The organism is Pseudomonas sp. USHLN015, assembly GCF_037153275.1.
In the GTDB taxonomy this organism is placed as follows: domain Bacteria; phylum Pseudomonadota; class Gammaproteobacteria; order Pseudomonadales; family Pseudomonadaceae; genus Metapseudomonas; species Metapseudomonas tohonis.
This window is the reverse complement of the sequence record NZ_JBBCKP010000007.1, coordinates 266,497-281,427: the sequence shown is the minus strand read 5'-3', so window position 1 is coordinate 281,427 and position 14,931 is coordinate 266,497. Positions and strand designations below refer to the sequence as shown.

Annotated in this window: 12 protein-coding genes; 8 read left to right on the top strand and 4 right to left on the bottom strand. The window is 67.7% G+C overall.

All coding sequences use genetic code 11. The features are described 5' to 3' along the window. Positions 1 to 9 precede the first annotated feature (9 nt). The 8 genes from WFQ67_RS16375 to WFQ67_RS16340 all read left to right on the top strand — a co-directional run bounded on the left by WFQ67_RS16375 (position 10) and on the right by WFQ67_RS16340 (position 5,652). Positions 10 to 738: a class I SAM-dependent methyltransferase gene (locus WFQ67_RS16375; RefSeq protein ID WP_213626720.1), complete on the top strand. Its 729-nt coding sequence runs from the start codon at positions 10 to 12 to the stop codon at positions 736 to 738. Continuing rightward, complete coding sequence (locus tag WFQ67_RS16370; protein ID WP_173171199.1) at positions 735 to 1,226, top strand: DUF3261 domain-containing protein; 492 nt, start codon at positions 735 to 737, stop codon at positions 1,224 to 1,226. Before WFQ67_RS16375 ends, WFQ67_RS16370 begins: the two co-directional genes overlap by 4 nt. Further along, on the top strand, positions 1,223 to 2,410 hold the full coding sequence (locus WFQ67_RS16365) for a beta-ketoacyl-ACP synthase (RefSeq protein WP_337057527.1): 1,188 nt from the start codon (positions 1,223 to 1,225) through the stop codon (positions 2,408 to 2,410). The genes WFQ67_RS16370 and WFQ67_RS16365 overlap by 4 nt, the downstream gene beginning before the upstream one ends. Then, the gene (locus WFQ67_RS16360) at positions 2,407 to 2,856 is read left to right on the top strand and encodes a hotdog family protein (protein ID WP_337057525.1); all 450 of its coding nucleotides are present in this window, start codon (positions 2,407 to 2,409) and stop codon (positions 2,854 to 2,856) included. Before WFQ67_RS16365 ends, WFQ67_RS16360 begins: the two co-directional genes overlap by 4 nt. Beyond that, entirely contained in the window at positions 2,853 to 3,581 is a 729-nt protein-coding gene (fabG, locus tag WFQ67_RS16355; RefSeq protein ID WP_213626724.1) for a 3-oxoacyl-ACP reductase FabG, read from the top strand. Before WFQ67_RS16360 ends, fabG begins: the two co-directional genes overlap by 4 nt. Next, a complete protein-coding gene (locus WFQ67_RS16350; protein WP_337057521.1) occupies positions 3,581 to 4,807 on the top strand; it encodes a beta-ketoacyl-ACP synthase in 1,227 nt (408 codons plus the stop codon). The genes fabG and WFQ67_RS16350 overlap by 1 nt, the downstream gene beginning before the upstream one ends. Positions 4,808 to 4,850: 43 nt before the next feature. Then, positions 4,851 to 5,297, top strand: a complete 447-nt coding sequence (locus WFQ67_RS16345) for an excinuclease (protein ID WP_173171186.1) — start codon at positions 4,851 to 4,853, stop codon at positions 5,295 to 5,297. A 127-nt stretch (positions 5,298 to 5,424) separates the two neighbouring features. Continuing rightward, positions 5,425 to 5,652: a hypothetical protein gene (locus WFQ67_RS16340; RefSeq protein ID WP_337057519.1), complete on the top strand. Its 228-nt coding sequence runs from the start codon at positions 5,425 to 5,427 to the stop codon at positions 5,650 to 5,652. A gap of 49 nt (positions 5,653 to 5,701) precedes the next feature. On the opposite strand, the gene hemE is transcribed toward WFQ67_RS16340, so the two are convergent. The 4 genes from hemE to WFQ67_RS16320 form a co-directional block, all read right to left on the bottom strand. Beyond that, a complete protein-coding gene (hemE, locus tag WFQ67_RS16335) occupies positions 5,702 to 6,769 on the bottom strand; it encodes a uroporphyrinogen decarboxylase (protein ID WP_173171184.1) in 1,068 nt (355 codons plus the stop codon). 264 nt (positions 6,770 to 7,033) lie between these two features. Beyond that, on the bottom strand, positions 7,034 to 8,452 hold the full coding sequence (locus WFQ67_RS16330; RefSeq protein WP_213626728.1) for an FAD-dependent oxidoreductase: 1,419 nt from the start codon (positions 8,450 to 8,452) through the stop codon (positions 7,034 to 7,036). A 100-nt stretch (positions 8,453 to 8,552) separates the two neighbouring features. Beyond that, positions 8,553 to 12,998: a glutamate synthase large subunit gene (gene gltB / locus WFQ67_RS16325; RefSeq protein WP_337057514.1), complete on the bottom strand. Its 4,446-nt coding sequence runs from the start codon at positions 12,996 to 12,998 to the stop codon at positions 8,553 to 8,555. Positions 12,999 to 13,251: 253 nt separating this feature from the next. Then, a complete protein-coding gene (locus WFQ67_RS16320) occupies positions 13,252 to 14,925 on the bottom strand; it encodes an AAA family ATPase (RefSeq protein WP_337057512.1) in 1,674 nt (557 codons plus the stop codon). Between the last annotated feature and the right edge of the window lie 6 nt (positions 14,926 to 14,931).

Sequence of the window (14,931 nt, the reverse complement as noted above, 5' to 3'; positions counted from 1 at the left end):
GAGCCGACCATGGAACGCGCCGCCGCCACCTACGTCGAGGAGACCCGCTTCGGCTTCTGGTTCCTGCAGAGCCACACCTGGCAGCACCATGTGCTGCGCGTGGCGATCAACGACCTCAGGGGCCTGTTCAGCGAGCCGCTGCCGGAGGCGCCGGTGCTGCTGGACGCCGGCTGCGGCCAGGGCAAGTCCTTCCGCCTGCTGGCGGACACCTTCACCCCGGCGCGGATGATCGGCCTGGACGCCGACCCGCACAGCCTCGACTGCTCCCGCGCCGAAGCCGAGCGCCTGGGCCTGGAGGTGCAACTGGTGAGCAGCGACTGCGCCGCGATCGCCCTGCCGGACGCCAGCGTCGACCTCCTCTTCTGCCACCAGACCTTCCACCACCTGGTGGAGCAGGAGCGCGCCCTGGCCGAGTTCTGGCGGGTGCTGAAGCCGGGCGGCTACCTGCTGTTCGCCGAATCCACGCGCTACTACATCGACACCTGGGTGATCCGCTGGCTGTTCCGCCATCCGATGCACGTGCAGCGCACCGCCGAGCAGTACCTGGAGATGCTGCGCGGCCAGGGCTTCGTCTTCGAGGCGCGCAATGTGTCCTACCCCTACCTGTGGTGGAGCCGCTCCGCCGACTTCGGCCTGCTGGAGCGCTGGGGGCTGCGCAACCCGCCGCCGCCCGGCCAGCGCAACGAGACCCTGGTCAACGCCGTGGCGCGCAAGCCGCTGGAGACTGACGGTCGATGAAGCGCCTGCTGCTCGCCGGCCTGTGCCTGCTGCTCGCCGCCTGTGCGGCGCGTACGCCGGTGCCCGAACGACCGCCGCGGCTGGACCTGCCGCAATCCCTGCAGGTGCAGCGCCAGGCGCAGGGCGAGACCCGCGACTGGCTGCTGGTGGTGCAGGCCGAGGGGCCGGCATTGCGCTGGTCGCTGTTCGACCCGCTGGGAGTGCCCCTGTCGCGCCAGGTGCTGGAGGACGGTTCCTGGCGCAACGACGGCCTGCTGCCGCCCAACGACGAGGCCCGCGAACTCTTCGCCGCGCTGCTCTATGCCCTGGCCCCGGCCGAGGCATTGCAGCCGGCCTACGCCGGTATCGAGCAACGCATCGCCACCGATGGCCGGCGCGAGCTGGCCGGACGCTGGAGCATCGCCTACCGCGCGCCGCTGGACTTCGACCTGCAGCGCCGCGACGGCCCGCACTACCGAATCACCGCTCTCGACGAGGAACCCCGATGATCGCCAATCTCAATGCCCTGGGCCTGGTCTGCGCCCTGGGCCAGGGCAAGCAGGCGGTGGCCGACGCGCTGTTCGCCGGCGACGCATCGGGCATGCGCCGCCAGGCCGGCTGGGTCGCGGGACGCGAACTGAGCATCGGTGCGGTGCCCGGCGACCTGCCGGCCATGCCCGCCGGCCTGGAGGCCTGCCAGAGCCGCAACAACCAGTTGCTGCTGGCCGCCGCGCTGGAGATCGAGCCGCAGTTGCGTGCCGCCATCGAGCGCCATGGCCTGGACCGCGTGGGCATCGTCCTCGGCACCAGCACCTCGGGCATCCAGGAAGCCAGCGAAGGCATCGGCGAGCACCTGCGCACCGGCACCCTGCCGGATGACTACCGCTACCCGCAGCAGGAACTGGCCGCCCCGGCCGCCTTCCTCGCCGCCTGGCTGGGCACGCGCGGCCCGGCCTATTGCATCTCCACCGCCTGCACCTCCAGCGCCCGCGCCCTGCTCAGCGCACGCCGGCTGCTGGCACTCGGCGTGTGCGACGCGGTGATCTGCGGCGGCGTGGATTCGCTCTGCGGCCTCACCCTCAACGGGTTCAGCGCGCTGGAAGCGGTCTCCGCCGAGCCCTGCAACCCGCTGTCGCGCAACCGCAACGGCATCAACATCGGCGAAGGCGCGGCGCTGTTCCTGCTCGACCGCGAGCCGGGCCCCATCGCCCTGCTGGGTGCCGGCGCCTGCTCCGACGCGCACCACATCTCGGCCCCGGAGCCCGGCGGCGTCGGCGCCCAGCGCGCCATGCGCCTGGCCCTGGCCGACGCCGGGACCAACGCCGCAGGCATCCACTACCTGAACCTGCATGGCACCGCCACGGTGCACAACGACGCCATGGAGAGCCATGCCACCGCCGCGCTGTTCCCCGCCGGGCTGCCGGTGTCGTCCACCAAGCCGCTGACCGGCCACACCCTGGGCGCCGCCGGTGCGCTGGAGGCCGCCTTCTGCTGGCTGGCGCTGAGCGAGCACAACCGCGACCGCCTGCTGCCGCCGCACCTGTGGGACGGCGAGGCCGACCCCGAGCTGCCCGCGCTGGAACTTGCGCACCGTGGCCGCGCCCTGGAGCCATCCTCGGGCCGCCGCCTGATGAGCAATTCGTTCGCCTTCGGCGGCAGCAACATCAGCCTGATCATCGGAGATGCGCCATGAACGACTGGCCGATTGCCGAGCTGGTCCCCCATGCCGGGGACATGATCCTCATCGACCGCGTCCTGCGCTTCGGCGACGAGGACGTGGAAACCCTCGCCACCGTGCGCCCCGGGCTGTTCAGCCAGGACGACGGCAGCCTGCCGGCCTGGGTCGGCGTGGAGCTGATGGCCCAGAGCATCGCCGCCTACGCCGGCTGCCAGGCACGCCAGGCGGGGCTTCCCGTGGAGCTGGGCTTCCTGCTCGGCACCCGCAACTATCAATGCGACGTCGACCGCTTCCCGGCCGGCGCCGAGCTGCACATCATCGCCACCCGCACGCTGCAGGACGACAACGGCATGGGCGTGTTCGAATGCCGCCTGGAGGGGCCGGGCCTCACGGCCTTCGCCCGCCTCAATGTCTTCCGTCCGCCGCAGGTGGCCAGTTACCTGGAGGAACCCCAACCATGAGCGAGACCATCCTGGTCACCGGCTCCAGCCGTGGCATCGGCCGCGCCATCGCCCTGCGCCTGGCGCGCGCCGGCTTCGACCTGGTGCTGCATTGCCGCTCGCGCCGCGACGAAGCCGAGGCGGTGAAGGCCGAGATCCAAACCCTGGGCCGCAGCGCCAGGGTGCTGCAGTTCGACGTCTCCGACCGCGCTGCCTGCCGCGCGCAGCTGGAGGCCGACGTGGAAGCCCACGGCGCCTACTACGGCGTGGTGTGCAACGCCGGCCTGACCCGCGACGGTGCCTTCCCGGCCCTCAGCGAGGACGACTGGGACAGCGTGCTGCGCACCAACCTGGACGGTTTCTACAACGTGCTGCACCCGCTGTGCATGCCGATGATCCGCCGCCGCAAGCCGGGACGCATCGTCTGCATCACCTCGGTCTCGGGCCTGATCGGCAACCGTGGCCAGGTCAACTACAGCGCGTCCAAGGCCGGCGTGATCGGCGCGGCCAAGGCCCTGGCCATCGAGCTGGGCAAGCGCCGCATCACGGTCAACTGCGTGGCCCCGGGGCTGATCGATACCGAGATACTCGACGAGCAGGTGCCGGTGGAGGAGATCCTCAAGATGGTTCCGGCGCAGCGCATGGGCACGCCGGAAGAAGTGGCCGGCGCCGTGAATTTCCTGATGTCCGAGGAGGCGGGGTACATCACCCGCCAGGTCCTCGCTGTGAATGGTGGGTTGTGCTGATGAAACGCGTCGTCATTACCGGCATGGCCGGCGTCACCTCCCTGGGCAACGACTGGGCCGGCATCTCGGCCAACTTCCTGGGCAACCGCAGCGGCATCCGGCGCATGGACGAGTGGGACCGCTTCACCGAGCTGAACACCCGCCTGGCCGGCCCCATCGATGATTTCGCCACGCCCTCGCACTGGACGCGCAAGCAGATGCGCAGCATGGGTCGCGTCTCCAAGCTGGCGGTCTACGCGGCGGAGCGGGCGCTGGCCGATACGGGGCTGGCGGGTGAGGCGATGATCAAGGACGGGCGCATGGGCGTGGCCTGTGGCTCGTCCACCGGCAGCACCGACGAGATCAAGGCCTTCGGCAACATGCTGCTGAACTCGGTGGCGGACGGCCTCAACGCCAACTCCTACGTGCGCATGATGCCGCACACGGCAGCGGCCAATATCAGCATCTTCTTCGGCCTCAAGGGCCGCCTGATCCCCACCTCCAGCGCCTGCACCAGCGGCAGCCAGGGCATCGGCTACGCCTATGAGGCGATCAAGTTCGGCCGCCTGCCGATGATGCTCGCCGGCGGCGCCGAGGAGCTCTGCCCCACCGAGGCGATGGTGTTCGATGCGCTCTACGCCACCAGCCTGAAGAACGACGCCCCGCACACCTCGCCGCGCCCCTACGACAGCGGCCGCGACGGCCTGGTGATCGGCGAAGGCGCCGGCATCCTGGTGCTGGAGGAGCTGGAGCATGCCCTGGCCCGGGGCGCGAAGATCCACGCCGAGATCGTCGGCTTCGGCTGCAATGCCGACGGCCAGCACACCACCAAGCCGGAGCAGGCGACCATGCGCGGCGCGATGGAGCTGGCCCTGGCCGACGCCGGCCTGGCACCGGAGGCCATCGGCTACGTCAACGGCCACGGCACCGCCACCGAGCAGGGCGACGTGGCGGAGACGCTCGCCACCAGCAGCCTGTTCGGCGCGCGCATGCCCATCAGCTCGCAGAAGAGCTTCCTCGGCCACACCCTGGGCGCCTGCGGGGCGCTGGAGTCCTGGTTCAGCATCGAGATGATGAACAGCGACCAGTACATCCACACCCTCAACCTCGACGCCGTAGACCCGGCCTGCGGCGAGCTCGACTACCTGCGTGGCGAGCCCCGGCAGATGAGCAACGAATACGTGATGAACAACAACTTCGCCTTCGGCGGGGTCAACACCTCGTTGATCTTCCGTCGCTGGCGCTGACTTCCAAGCCCCCATACCCAACAAGACCGTCAAGGAGACGACCATGAGCCTCAAGACCTGGACCGCTGTTGCTGTACTGTCCGCCGCTGTTCTGCCCGGCATCAGCCAGGCCCGCGATACCGTGCATTACCTCGACTTCAATTCGGTGGTCACCGAGGCCGTGCAGGCAGGACGCCTGGATGGCAGCGTGAAGTTCTACCTGGCCGGCAACACCCCCGCCGGCAAGGTGACGGTGATCAACCCCAACATCACCACCAACCAGAAGACCAACGCCTTCAACAAGAGCGACGAGGAAGCCTGCCGCTGGGTGCTGCAGTCCGCCCTGATCCGCCTGCAGGACGCGGCCAAGTCGGCCGGCGCCAACGCGGTGGTGGACATCGCCAGCAACTACAAGCGCAAGGAATACAAGGACGCCAGCAAGTACGAGTGCCACGCGGGCGCCTTCGTCGCCGGCGTCGCCCTCAAGGGCGCCATCGCCAACGTCAAGTAAGGCGTTGCAGCTGTTGGGGAAGGCCGCGCGAGCGGCCTTTTTCATGGGCGCGGGAAATGCCCTGAACGAAATAGCTGACCGCCAAGTCAACTCAATCGAGACCGCCCACCCTCCGAGGAGACCGCGCATGCCCCTGCAGCCGTACACGATCCACTATCGCTTCCACGACGAACCGCGCCGCCACGTGCTGGAGCTGGAGCACCGCCCCGACCCGTGCGAAACCGCCATGCACCTCCTGGTGCTGCATTTCGCCGACGCCGAGAACAGCCTGGTGATGCCCGCGGCGGACGCTTCTGCGCAGGAGATCATCCAGCAGGCCGAGCTGCTGGGGATAAGCGATATGCGCCTGGACTAGGGCAGAAGAAAGGCCGCATCAGCGGCCTTTTTTCACGGGCGGGTGCCACTCAGCGGTGGTACTGCGCCGACAGCTCGTGGACGGCCTCGAAGAAGGCGCCGGCGTTGGCCGGGTCGACTTCCGGGGTGACGCCATGGCCGAGGTTGAACACCTGGCCGCTGCCCTGGCCGTAGGCGGCGAGGATGCGCCCCACTTCGGCGCGGATGGCGGCGGGGTTGGCGTAGAGCACGGCCGGGTCCATGTTGCCCTGCAGGGCGACCTTGGCGCCGACGCGGGCGCGGGCGCTGCCGATGTCGCAGGTCCAGTCCAGGCCCAGCGCTTCGGCGCCGCTATCGGCCATGGATTCGAGCCACAGGCCGCCGCCCTTGGTGAAGAGGATCACCGGCACGCGACGCCCGTCATGCTCGCGGATCAGGCCGTCGATGATCTGTTTCATGTAGGCCAGGGAAAACTCCTGGTAGGCCGCCGCCGAGAGGCTGCCGCCCCAGGAGTCGAAGATCTGCACGGCCTGGGCGCCGGCGCGGATCTGCCCGTTGAGGTAGGCGATGATGGATTTCGCCAGCTTGTCGAGCAGGGCGTGCATGGCCTGGGGGTCGTTGTAGAGCATCGCCTTGGACTTGCGGAAGTCGCGGCTGGAGCCGCCTTCGACCATGTAGGTGGCGAGCGTCCAGGGGCTGCCGGTGAAGCCGATCAGCGGCACGCGGCCGTTCAGCTCGCGACGGATGTTGCGCACGGCGTCCATCACGTAGCCCAGGTCCTGCTCGGGATCGGGGATCGGCAGGGCCTCGACGTCGGCCAGGCTGCTCACCACCTTCTTGAAGCGCGGACCTTCGCCGGTCTCGAAGTACAGGCCCTGGCCCATGGCGTCGGGGATGGTGAGGATGTCGGAGAAGAGGATCGCGGCGTCCAGCTGCGGGTAGCGGTCCAGCGGCTGGATGGTGACCTCGCAGGCCAGCTCGGGGTTCTTCATCAGGCTGACGAAGTCACCGGCCTTGGCGCGGGTGGCCCGGTATTCCGGCAGGTAACGACCGGCCTGGCGCATCATCCAGACGGGGGTGACATCGACGGGCTGCTTGAGCAGGGCGCGGAGGAAACGGTCGTTCTTCAAGACGGTCATGGCAGTGTCCAACGAAAAAGTGCGGGCATTTTCGCAAAGCCCAACGCAAAAGGCACGGCGGGGGCCGTGCCTTTTGTCTTTAGCGACAGAATGTCGCGGTCAGGAGCTACACGCCTCAAGTCACAAGCGGGCGTCACTTGTGGCATGTCGGGTGGACCACACTCCACCGGCCCACCGCAGCGGAGCCCCGATCAGCACCGCTGGTGGATGCAAAGAGCGGCATCCACCCTACGCACTTGTAGCTTGTAGCGTGCGGCTTGCCCCTCAGACCCCCAGATAATCGAGGATGCCTTCGGCAGCGTTGCGGCCTTCGAAGATCGCCGTCACCACCAGGTCGGAACCGCGGACCATGTCGCCACCGGCGAAGATCTTCGGGTTGCTGGTCTGGTGCTTGAACGCGTTCTGCTCGGGTGCGACGACGCGGCCCTGGCTGTCGATGCTGATGCCGAACTGCTCGAACCAGGGGGCCGGGCTCGGGCGGAAGCCGAAGGCGATCAGCACGGCTTCGGCCGGGATGATCTCCTCGGAGCCCGGGATCGGCTCGGGGCTGCGGCGGCCACGGGCGTCCGGTTCGCCGAGACGGGTCTCGACCACCTTGACGCCTTCCACCCTGTCTTCGCCGACGATGGCGATGGGCTGGCGGTTGAAGAGGAACTTCACGCCCTCTTCCTTGGCGTTCTTCACCTCTTTGCGCGAGCCGGGCATGTTCTCTTCGTCGCGGCGGTAGGCGCAGGTCACGGACTTGGCGCCCTGGCGGATGGAGGTGCGGTTGCAGTCCATCGCGGTGTCGCCGCCACCGAGGACGACGACGCGCTTGCCCTTCATGTCGATGAAGTCTTCCGGCGCCTTCTCGAAGCCGAGGTTGCGATTGACGTTGGCGATGAGGAAGTCGAGCGCGTCGTGCACGCCCGGCAGGTCTTCGCCCGGGAAGCCGCCCTTCATGTAGGTGTAGGTGCCCATGCCCATGAACACGGCGTCGTACTCATCCAGCAGTTGCTGCATGGTGACGTCCTTGCCGATCTCGGTGTTCAGGCGGAACTCGACGCCCATGCCGGTGAAGACCTCGCGGCGGCGGCTCATCACGGTCTTTTCCAGCTTGAACTCGGGGATGCCGAAGGTCAGCAGGCCACCGATCTCGGGGTTCTTGTCGAATACCACCGGGGTCACGCCGTTGCGCACCAGGATGTCGGCGCAGCCGAGGCCGGCCGGGCCGGCGCCGATGACGGCGACGCGCTTGCCGGTGGGCTTGACCTTGGACATGTCCGGACGCCAGCCCATGGCGAAGGCGGTGTCGGTGATGTACTTCTCCACCGAGCCGATGGTGACCGCGCCGAAGCCGTCATTGAGGGTGCAGGCACCTTCGCAGAGGCGGTCCTGCGGGCACACGCGGCCGCAGACTTCCGGCAGGGTGTTGGTCTGGTGGGACAGTTCGGCGGCGGCCAGGATGTTGCCTTCCGAGACCAGCTTCAGCCAGTTCGGAATGAAGTTGTGCACCGGGCACTTCCACTCGCAATAGGGGTTGCCGCAACCGAGGCAGCGGTGCGCCTGGTCAGCCGCCTGCTGCGGCTTGAACAGGTCGTGGATCTCGACGAACTCGCGCTTGCGCTGGCGCAGCAGCTTCTTCTTCGGATCCTTGCGCCCGACCTCGATGAACTGGAAGTCGTTGTTCAGACGTTCAGTCATTTGAAAAACCTCTTAACAGCAGCGGCAAGCTACAAGCTGCAAGCTGCAAGACTCATCACGGTACCCGGCAGGCCGATGGGCCTGCCGGGCTGGGCGTTTGTTATTGCGGGTTGGCTCGGGTGCTGGAGAGCAGCGAGGCGAGATTCGCGGCCTTCGGCTTGACCAGCCAGAACTTGCGCAGGTAGTCGTCCAGGTTCTCCAGCAGGTGGGCGCCCCACTCGCTTTCGGTTTCCTTGACGTACTCGGCCAGCACGCTGTGCAGATGGCTGCGGTAGGCCTCCATCGCCTCGTTGCTGATGCGCTGGATCTCCACCAGTTCGTGGTTCACCCGGTCGACGAAGCTGTTGTCCAGGTCGAGCACGTAGGCGAAGCCGCCGGTCATGCCCGAGCCGAAGTTGTAGCCGGTCTTGCCGAGGACGCAGACGAAGCCGCCGGTCATGTATTCGCAGCAGTGGTCGCCGGTGCCTTCCACGACCGTGTGGGCGCCGGAGTTGCGCACGGCGAAACGCTCGCCCGCGGTGCCTGCGGCGAACAGCTTGCCGCCGGTGGCGCCGTACAGGCAGGTGTTGCCGATGATGGCCGACTCCTGAGTCTTGAACGGGCTGCCCTTGGGCGGGGTGATGACCAGCTTGCCGCCGGTCATGCCCTTGCCGACGTAGTCGTTGGCGTCGCCTTCGAGGTACAGGTTCAGGCCGCCGGCGTTCCACACGCCGAAGCTCTGGCCCGCGGTGCCCTTGAAGCGGAAGGTGATAGGCGCCTTGGCCATGCCCTGGTTGCCGTGCACACGGGCGATCTCGCCGGAGACACGGGCACCGATGGAGCGGTCGCAGTTGCAGATGTCGAGGGCGAACTCGGCGCCGCTCTTGGCGTCGATGGCGGCCTTGGCCAGTTCGACCATCTTCTCGGCCAGCAGGCCCTGGTCGAACGGCGGGTTCTTCTCGACTTCGCAGAACTGCGGCTTGTCGGCCGGGACCTTGTCGCTGCCCAGCAGCGGGGACAGGTCCAGGTGGCCCTGCTTCTCGGTCTCGCCGGGGAGCATTTCCAGCAGGTCGGTGCGGCCGATCAGCTCGCCCAGGCTCGGCACGCCGAGCTTGGCCAGCCACTCGCGGGTGTCTTCGGCGACGTAGGTGAAGTAGTTCATCACCATTTCGACGGTGCCGATGAAGTGGTCCTTGCGCAGCTTGTCGTTCTGGGTGGCCACGCCGGTGGCGCAGTTGTTCAGGTGGCAGATGCGCAGGTACTTGCAGCCCAGGGCGACCATCGGGCCGGTGCCGAAGCCGAAGCTCTCGGCGCCGAGGATGGCGGCCTTGATCACGTCGAGGCCGGTCTTCAGGCCGCCGTCGGTCTGCACCCGGACCTTGCCGCGCAGGTCGTTGCCGCGCAGGGTCTGGTGGGTCTCGGCGAGGCCGAGCTCCCAGGGGCTGCCGGCGTACTTGATGGAGGTCAGCGGCGAGGCGCCGGTGCCGCCGTCATAGCCGGAGATGGTGATCAGGTCGGCATAGGCCTTGGCCACGCCGGCGGCGATGGTGCCGACACCGGCTTCCGCCACCAGCTTCACCGAGACCAGCGCCTTGGGGTTGACCTGCTTGAGGTCGAAGATCAGCTGCGACAGGTCTTCGATGGAGTAGATGTCGTGGTGCGGCGGCGGCGAGATCAGGGTCACGCCGGGGACCGCATAGCGCAGCTTGGCGATCAGGCCGTTGACCTTGCCGCCGGGCAGTTGGCCGCCTTCGCCGGGCTTGGCGCCCTGGGCGACCTTGATCTGCAGCACTTCGGCGTTGACCAGGTACTCGGGGGTGACGCCGAAGCGGCCGGTGGCGACCTGCTTGATCTTGGAGCTGCGCACGGTGCCGTAGCGCGCCGGGTCTTCACCGCCCTCACCGGAGTTGGAGCGGCCGCCGAGGCGGTTCATGGCTTCGGCGAGGGCCTCGTGGGCCTCCGGAGACAGGGCGCCGAGGGAGATGCCGGCCGCGTCGAAGCGCTTGAAGATGGCGTCCAGCGGCTCGACCTGGTCGAGCGACAGCGGCTGGTCGGCGAGCTTGACCTTGAGCAGGTCGCGCAGCATCGACACCGGACGGTTGTCCACCAGCGCGGCGTATTCCTTGTACTTGGCGTAGTCGCTCTGCTGCACGGCGGCCTGCAGGGTGTTGACCACATCGGGGTTGTAGGCGTGGTACTCGCCGCCGTAGACGAACTTGAGCAGGCCGCCCTGCTGGATCGGCTTGCGGTTGTTCCAGGCTTCGAAGGCGAGCAGCTTCTGCTCGGCCTCGATGTCGACGAAACGCGCACCCTTGATGCGGCTGGCGACGCCCTTGAAGCTGAGCTCGACCACTTCCTCGGAGAGGCCCACGGCTTCGAACAGCTGCGCGCCGCGGTAGGAGGCGATGGTGGAGATGCCCATCTTCGAGAGGATCTTCAGCAGGCCCTTGGAGATGCCCTTGCGGTAGTGCTTGAAGACTTCGTAGAGATCGCCCAGCACTTCGCCGGTACGGATCAGGTCGGCCAGCACTTCGTAGGCCAGGTACGGGTACACGGCGGAGGCGCCGAAGCCGACCAGGACGGCGAAGTGGTGCGGGTCACGCGCGGTGGCGGTCTCGACCAGGATGTTGCAGTCGCAACGCAGGCCCTGCTCGGTCAGGCGGTGGTGCACGGCGCCGACGGCCAGGGACGCGTGGGCCGGCAGCTTGCCGGGGCCGATGTGGCGGTCGCTGAGGACCAGCAGCACCTTGCCCGAGCGCACGGCTTCCTCGGCCTGGTCGGCGATGTTGCGTACGGCGGCCTCGAGGCCGATGGACTCGTCGTAGTTGAGGTCGATCACCTGGCGCTCGAAGCCTTCGCGGTCGAGGCTCATCAGCGCACGCCACTTGGCCGGGGAGATCACCGGGCTGCTGAGGATCACGCGGGTGGCGTGCTCGCGGGACTCGGAGAAGATGTTGCGCTCGGCGCCCAGGCAGATTTCCAGGGACATGACGATGGCTTCGCGCAGCGGGTCGATCGGCGGGTTGGTGACCTGCGCGAATTGCTGGCGGAAGTAGTCGTAGGTGGAACGCACGCGACGCGAGAGCACGGCCATGGGAGTGTCGTCGCCCATGGAGCCGACGGCTTCCTGGCCCTGCTCGCCCAGCGGGCGCAGCACCTGGTCACGCTCCTCGAAGGTGACCTGGAACATCTTCATGTACTGCTTGAGCTGGTCGCTGTCGTAGCTGGCCACGCCGTGGTCGTCGTCGAGCTTGGCCTGGATGCGCACGGCGCTCTGGCGCAGCCACTGCTTGTAGGGGTGGCGCGACTTGAGGCGGTTGTCGATGTCGTCGGTGGTGAGGACCTGGCCGGTCTCGGTGTCCACGGCGAGGATCTGGCCGGGGCCGACACGGCCCTTGGCGATGACGTCCTCGGGCTTGTAGTCCCAGACGCCGATCTCGGAGGCCAGGGTGATGTAGCCGTTCTTGGTGGTGACCCAGCGGGCCGGGCGCAGGCCGTTGCGGTCGAGCAGGCAGACGGCGTGACGGCCGTCGGTCAGCACGACGCCGGCGGGGCCGTCCCAGGGTTCCATGTGCATGGAGTTGTATTCGTAGAAGGCGCGCAGGTCGGCGTCCATGGTCTCGACGTTCTGCCAGGCCGGCGGAATGATCATGCGCAGGCCGCGGAACAGGTCGATGCCGCCGGTGACCATCAGCTCGAGCATGTTGTCCATGCTGGAGGAGTCGGAACCGACGCGGTTGACCAGCGGGCCGAGCTCGTCGATGTCGGGCAGCTGGTCGTTGGCGAACTTGGTGCGACGGGCCAGGGCCCAGTTGCGGTTGCCGGTGATGGTGTTGATCTCGCCGTTGTGGGCGAGGAAGCGGAAGGGCTGCGCCAGCGGCCACTTCGGCAGGGTGTTGGTGGAGAAGCGCTGGTGGAAGACGCAGATGGCGGTCTGCAGGCGCTCGTCACCCAGGTCCGGGTAGAACTGCTGCAGGTCGGCCGGCATCATCAGGCCTTTGTAGATGATGGTCTTGTGCGAGAGGCTGCAGATGTAGTGCTCGCTGTCATCGGCGTTGGCCACCGAGGAACGACGACGGGCGCTGAACAGCTTGATGGCCATCTCCTGGTCGGAGAGGCCTTCGCCACCGATGAACACCTGCTCGATCTGCGGCAGGCGCTCGAGGGCCAGGCGGCCGAGGACGCTGGTATCGATCGGCACCTTGCGCCAGCCGATCAGCTGCAGGCCGGCGGCTTCGATCTCGCGGTTCATGTTGGCGCGGGCGGCGTCGGCACGAGCCTGGTCCTGGTTCAGGAAGACCATGCCCACGGCGTACTGGGTGGGCAGGTCGACCGCGAACTCGGCCTTGGCCGTGGCGCGCAGGAACAGGTCGGGTTTCTGGATCAGCAGGCCACAACCGTCGCCGGTCTTGCCGTCGGCGTTGATGCCGCCGCGGTGGGTCATGCAGGTCAGTGCTTCAATAGCGGTTTGCAGAAGATGGTGGCTTGCCTCGCCTTGCATGTGGGCGATCAAGCCGAAACCGCAGTTATCCTTGAACTCATCAGGATGGTACAGACCTGCTTTCATAGGGAACTCTCACCAGGAACTGCCTTGGTAAAAAGGCAAAATTGCTTTGTAGTTCAACCACTTACCACACGCGCAGGACTAGGCGCCAGCTTTGCGCAGGCAAAAGGGAGGTCATTGTACATATCCACTTGGTCCGTCACAAATCTTCGCGACGATTAAGTGAAAGTTTATGTCGCCAAACCGAAGGATTAGACCGAAAGGTCGTGCTAACGACCCTCCGGTCACGGAGGCGGGAGGGAGATGGCGCCCGCTGTCAGCGGGCGATTTCCTGCTGGATGCTGGCGAAGCTCTTGGGCCAGGGCTTGCCGGCCTGGACCTTGGCGGGGAGCCCCTTGATCGCGGCCTGGGCGGCATTGCGGCTGGGGAAATTGCCATAGGTGACGACGTACAGCGGCTTGCCCTGGTGGACTTTCTTGAAGTAGCGGTACTCGCCGCCGTTCTGCTGGACGAATGCCTTGGCACTGCCTTCGGAGCTGGTCCCGAGGATCTGCACGGCGTAATGACCGCCGGCCTGGGAGCGATACCAGCCATCACCGGCACCGGCGGACGCAGTGCCGGCAGCGGCCACGGCCGGTGCGGCAGCGGGCTTGGCAGCAGGCTTCTCGGCCGGCTTGGCCGGAGTCGTGGCCGCAACGGCGGGCTTGGCGGGCGCCGTGGGCACGGCAGCCGGGGCGGACGCGGCGGAAGTCGGCGCAGTGGCGATCGGCTGGATCGGCTTGACCGCCGGCTGCTGGGTGATCACCGGAGCGGGCGGCACGGCCGGAGCGGTGCCGGCGACAGCGCCCACAGGCGGTGCGACGGTGGTGACGGTCGGCGGAATGGCCGCCTGGGAGCCAGGCTGGGCACCACCATCATCGAGATCGTCCTGGCCTGCCGCCTGCGCCAGCGGCTCGCGGATCACCGGCTGGGCTTCGCCCACCAGGGGCAGCGGCAGGGGCTGCGAGGAGCCGGCGAATTCCACCGCGGGTGCTTCCGCCGGTGCCTGGGGCTGGCCAGCGGGCGCTTCACCGGCAGGCGTCGGCTGCTGGCCCATGGGCAGCTGTGCGGTCGTGGGCTGCGTGGAAGCCGGGCTGTCCGAACGGTTCTGCATCAACAGGGCCGCGACGACGCCAATGGCGACGACCCCCAGTGCCAGCAGGTGCTTCTTCGGTAGATTCAAGCTGAACCCTCCTTTGCGCGAGGCCCCCCGCTCGGCGAGCATGGCCTCGACCAACAGTTCACGAGCGGACTGATTGATGCCGCCGGGCCAACCACCGGATTGCAGATGGATGTCCTCGATCTGCTCCTCGGTCAGCAGCTCAATCCCCTGTCCGGCGCCTTCGAGCCGCTGCGCCAGATATTCGCGGGTTTCGTCCTCGCTGTAGGGCAGAAGTTCAATGGCGTGGAAACGTTCTTCGCCATCGGCGAGCAGTTCCAGGCGCGGCAGCAGGTTGGAGTCGGCGAAGAGGAAGACATGCGGGCGCGCCTCGCTGTTGCCAGCGGCCAGGGTCAGCAGGTTGTCGAGGCCGGCGTCGTCGAGGTCTTCGGCATCGTCCACCAGCAGGTAGACCTCCTGGCCGGTCAGCGCGAGCTGGCCGACCTGGGCGAGGACCGAGCGCGCGTCACTCTGGGCAACGCCCAGCGCCTGGGCGACCAGGCGCATCAGACCACCCGCCTCGGCCGCGCCGCGCGCGGAAACCACCACGCTTTGCACCGCCTGCTTGTTGGTGCTGGCGACCAGCGCCTGGCGCAGCAGCGTCTTGCCGCTGCCCTGGGGACCGGTCACCACCAGCAGCAGCTGGCTGTAGCGGGCCAGGTGGTGCAACTGCCCAAGCACCGGCTTGCGCTGGGCGGGATAGAACTTGAAGCCGGGTACCCGCGCGGCGAAGGGGTCGTGGGTGAACTGGTAGTGGGCCAGGAAGGCCTCGTCGGCGTGCAGGCTGGTCATGGGACT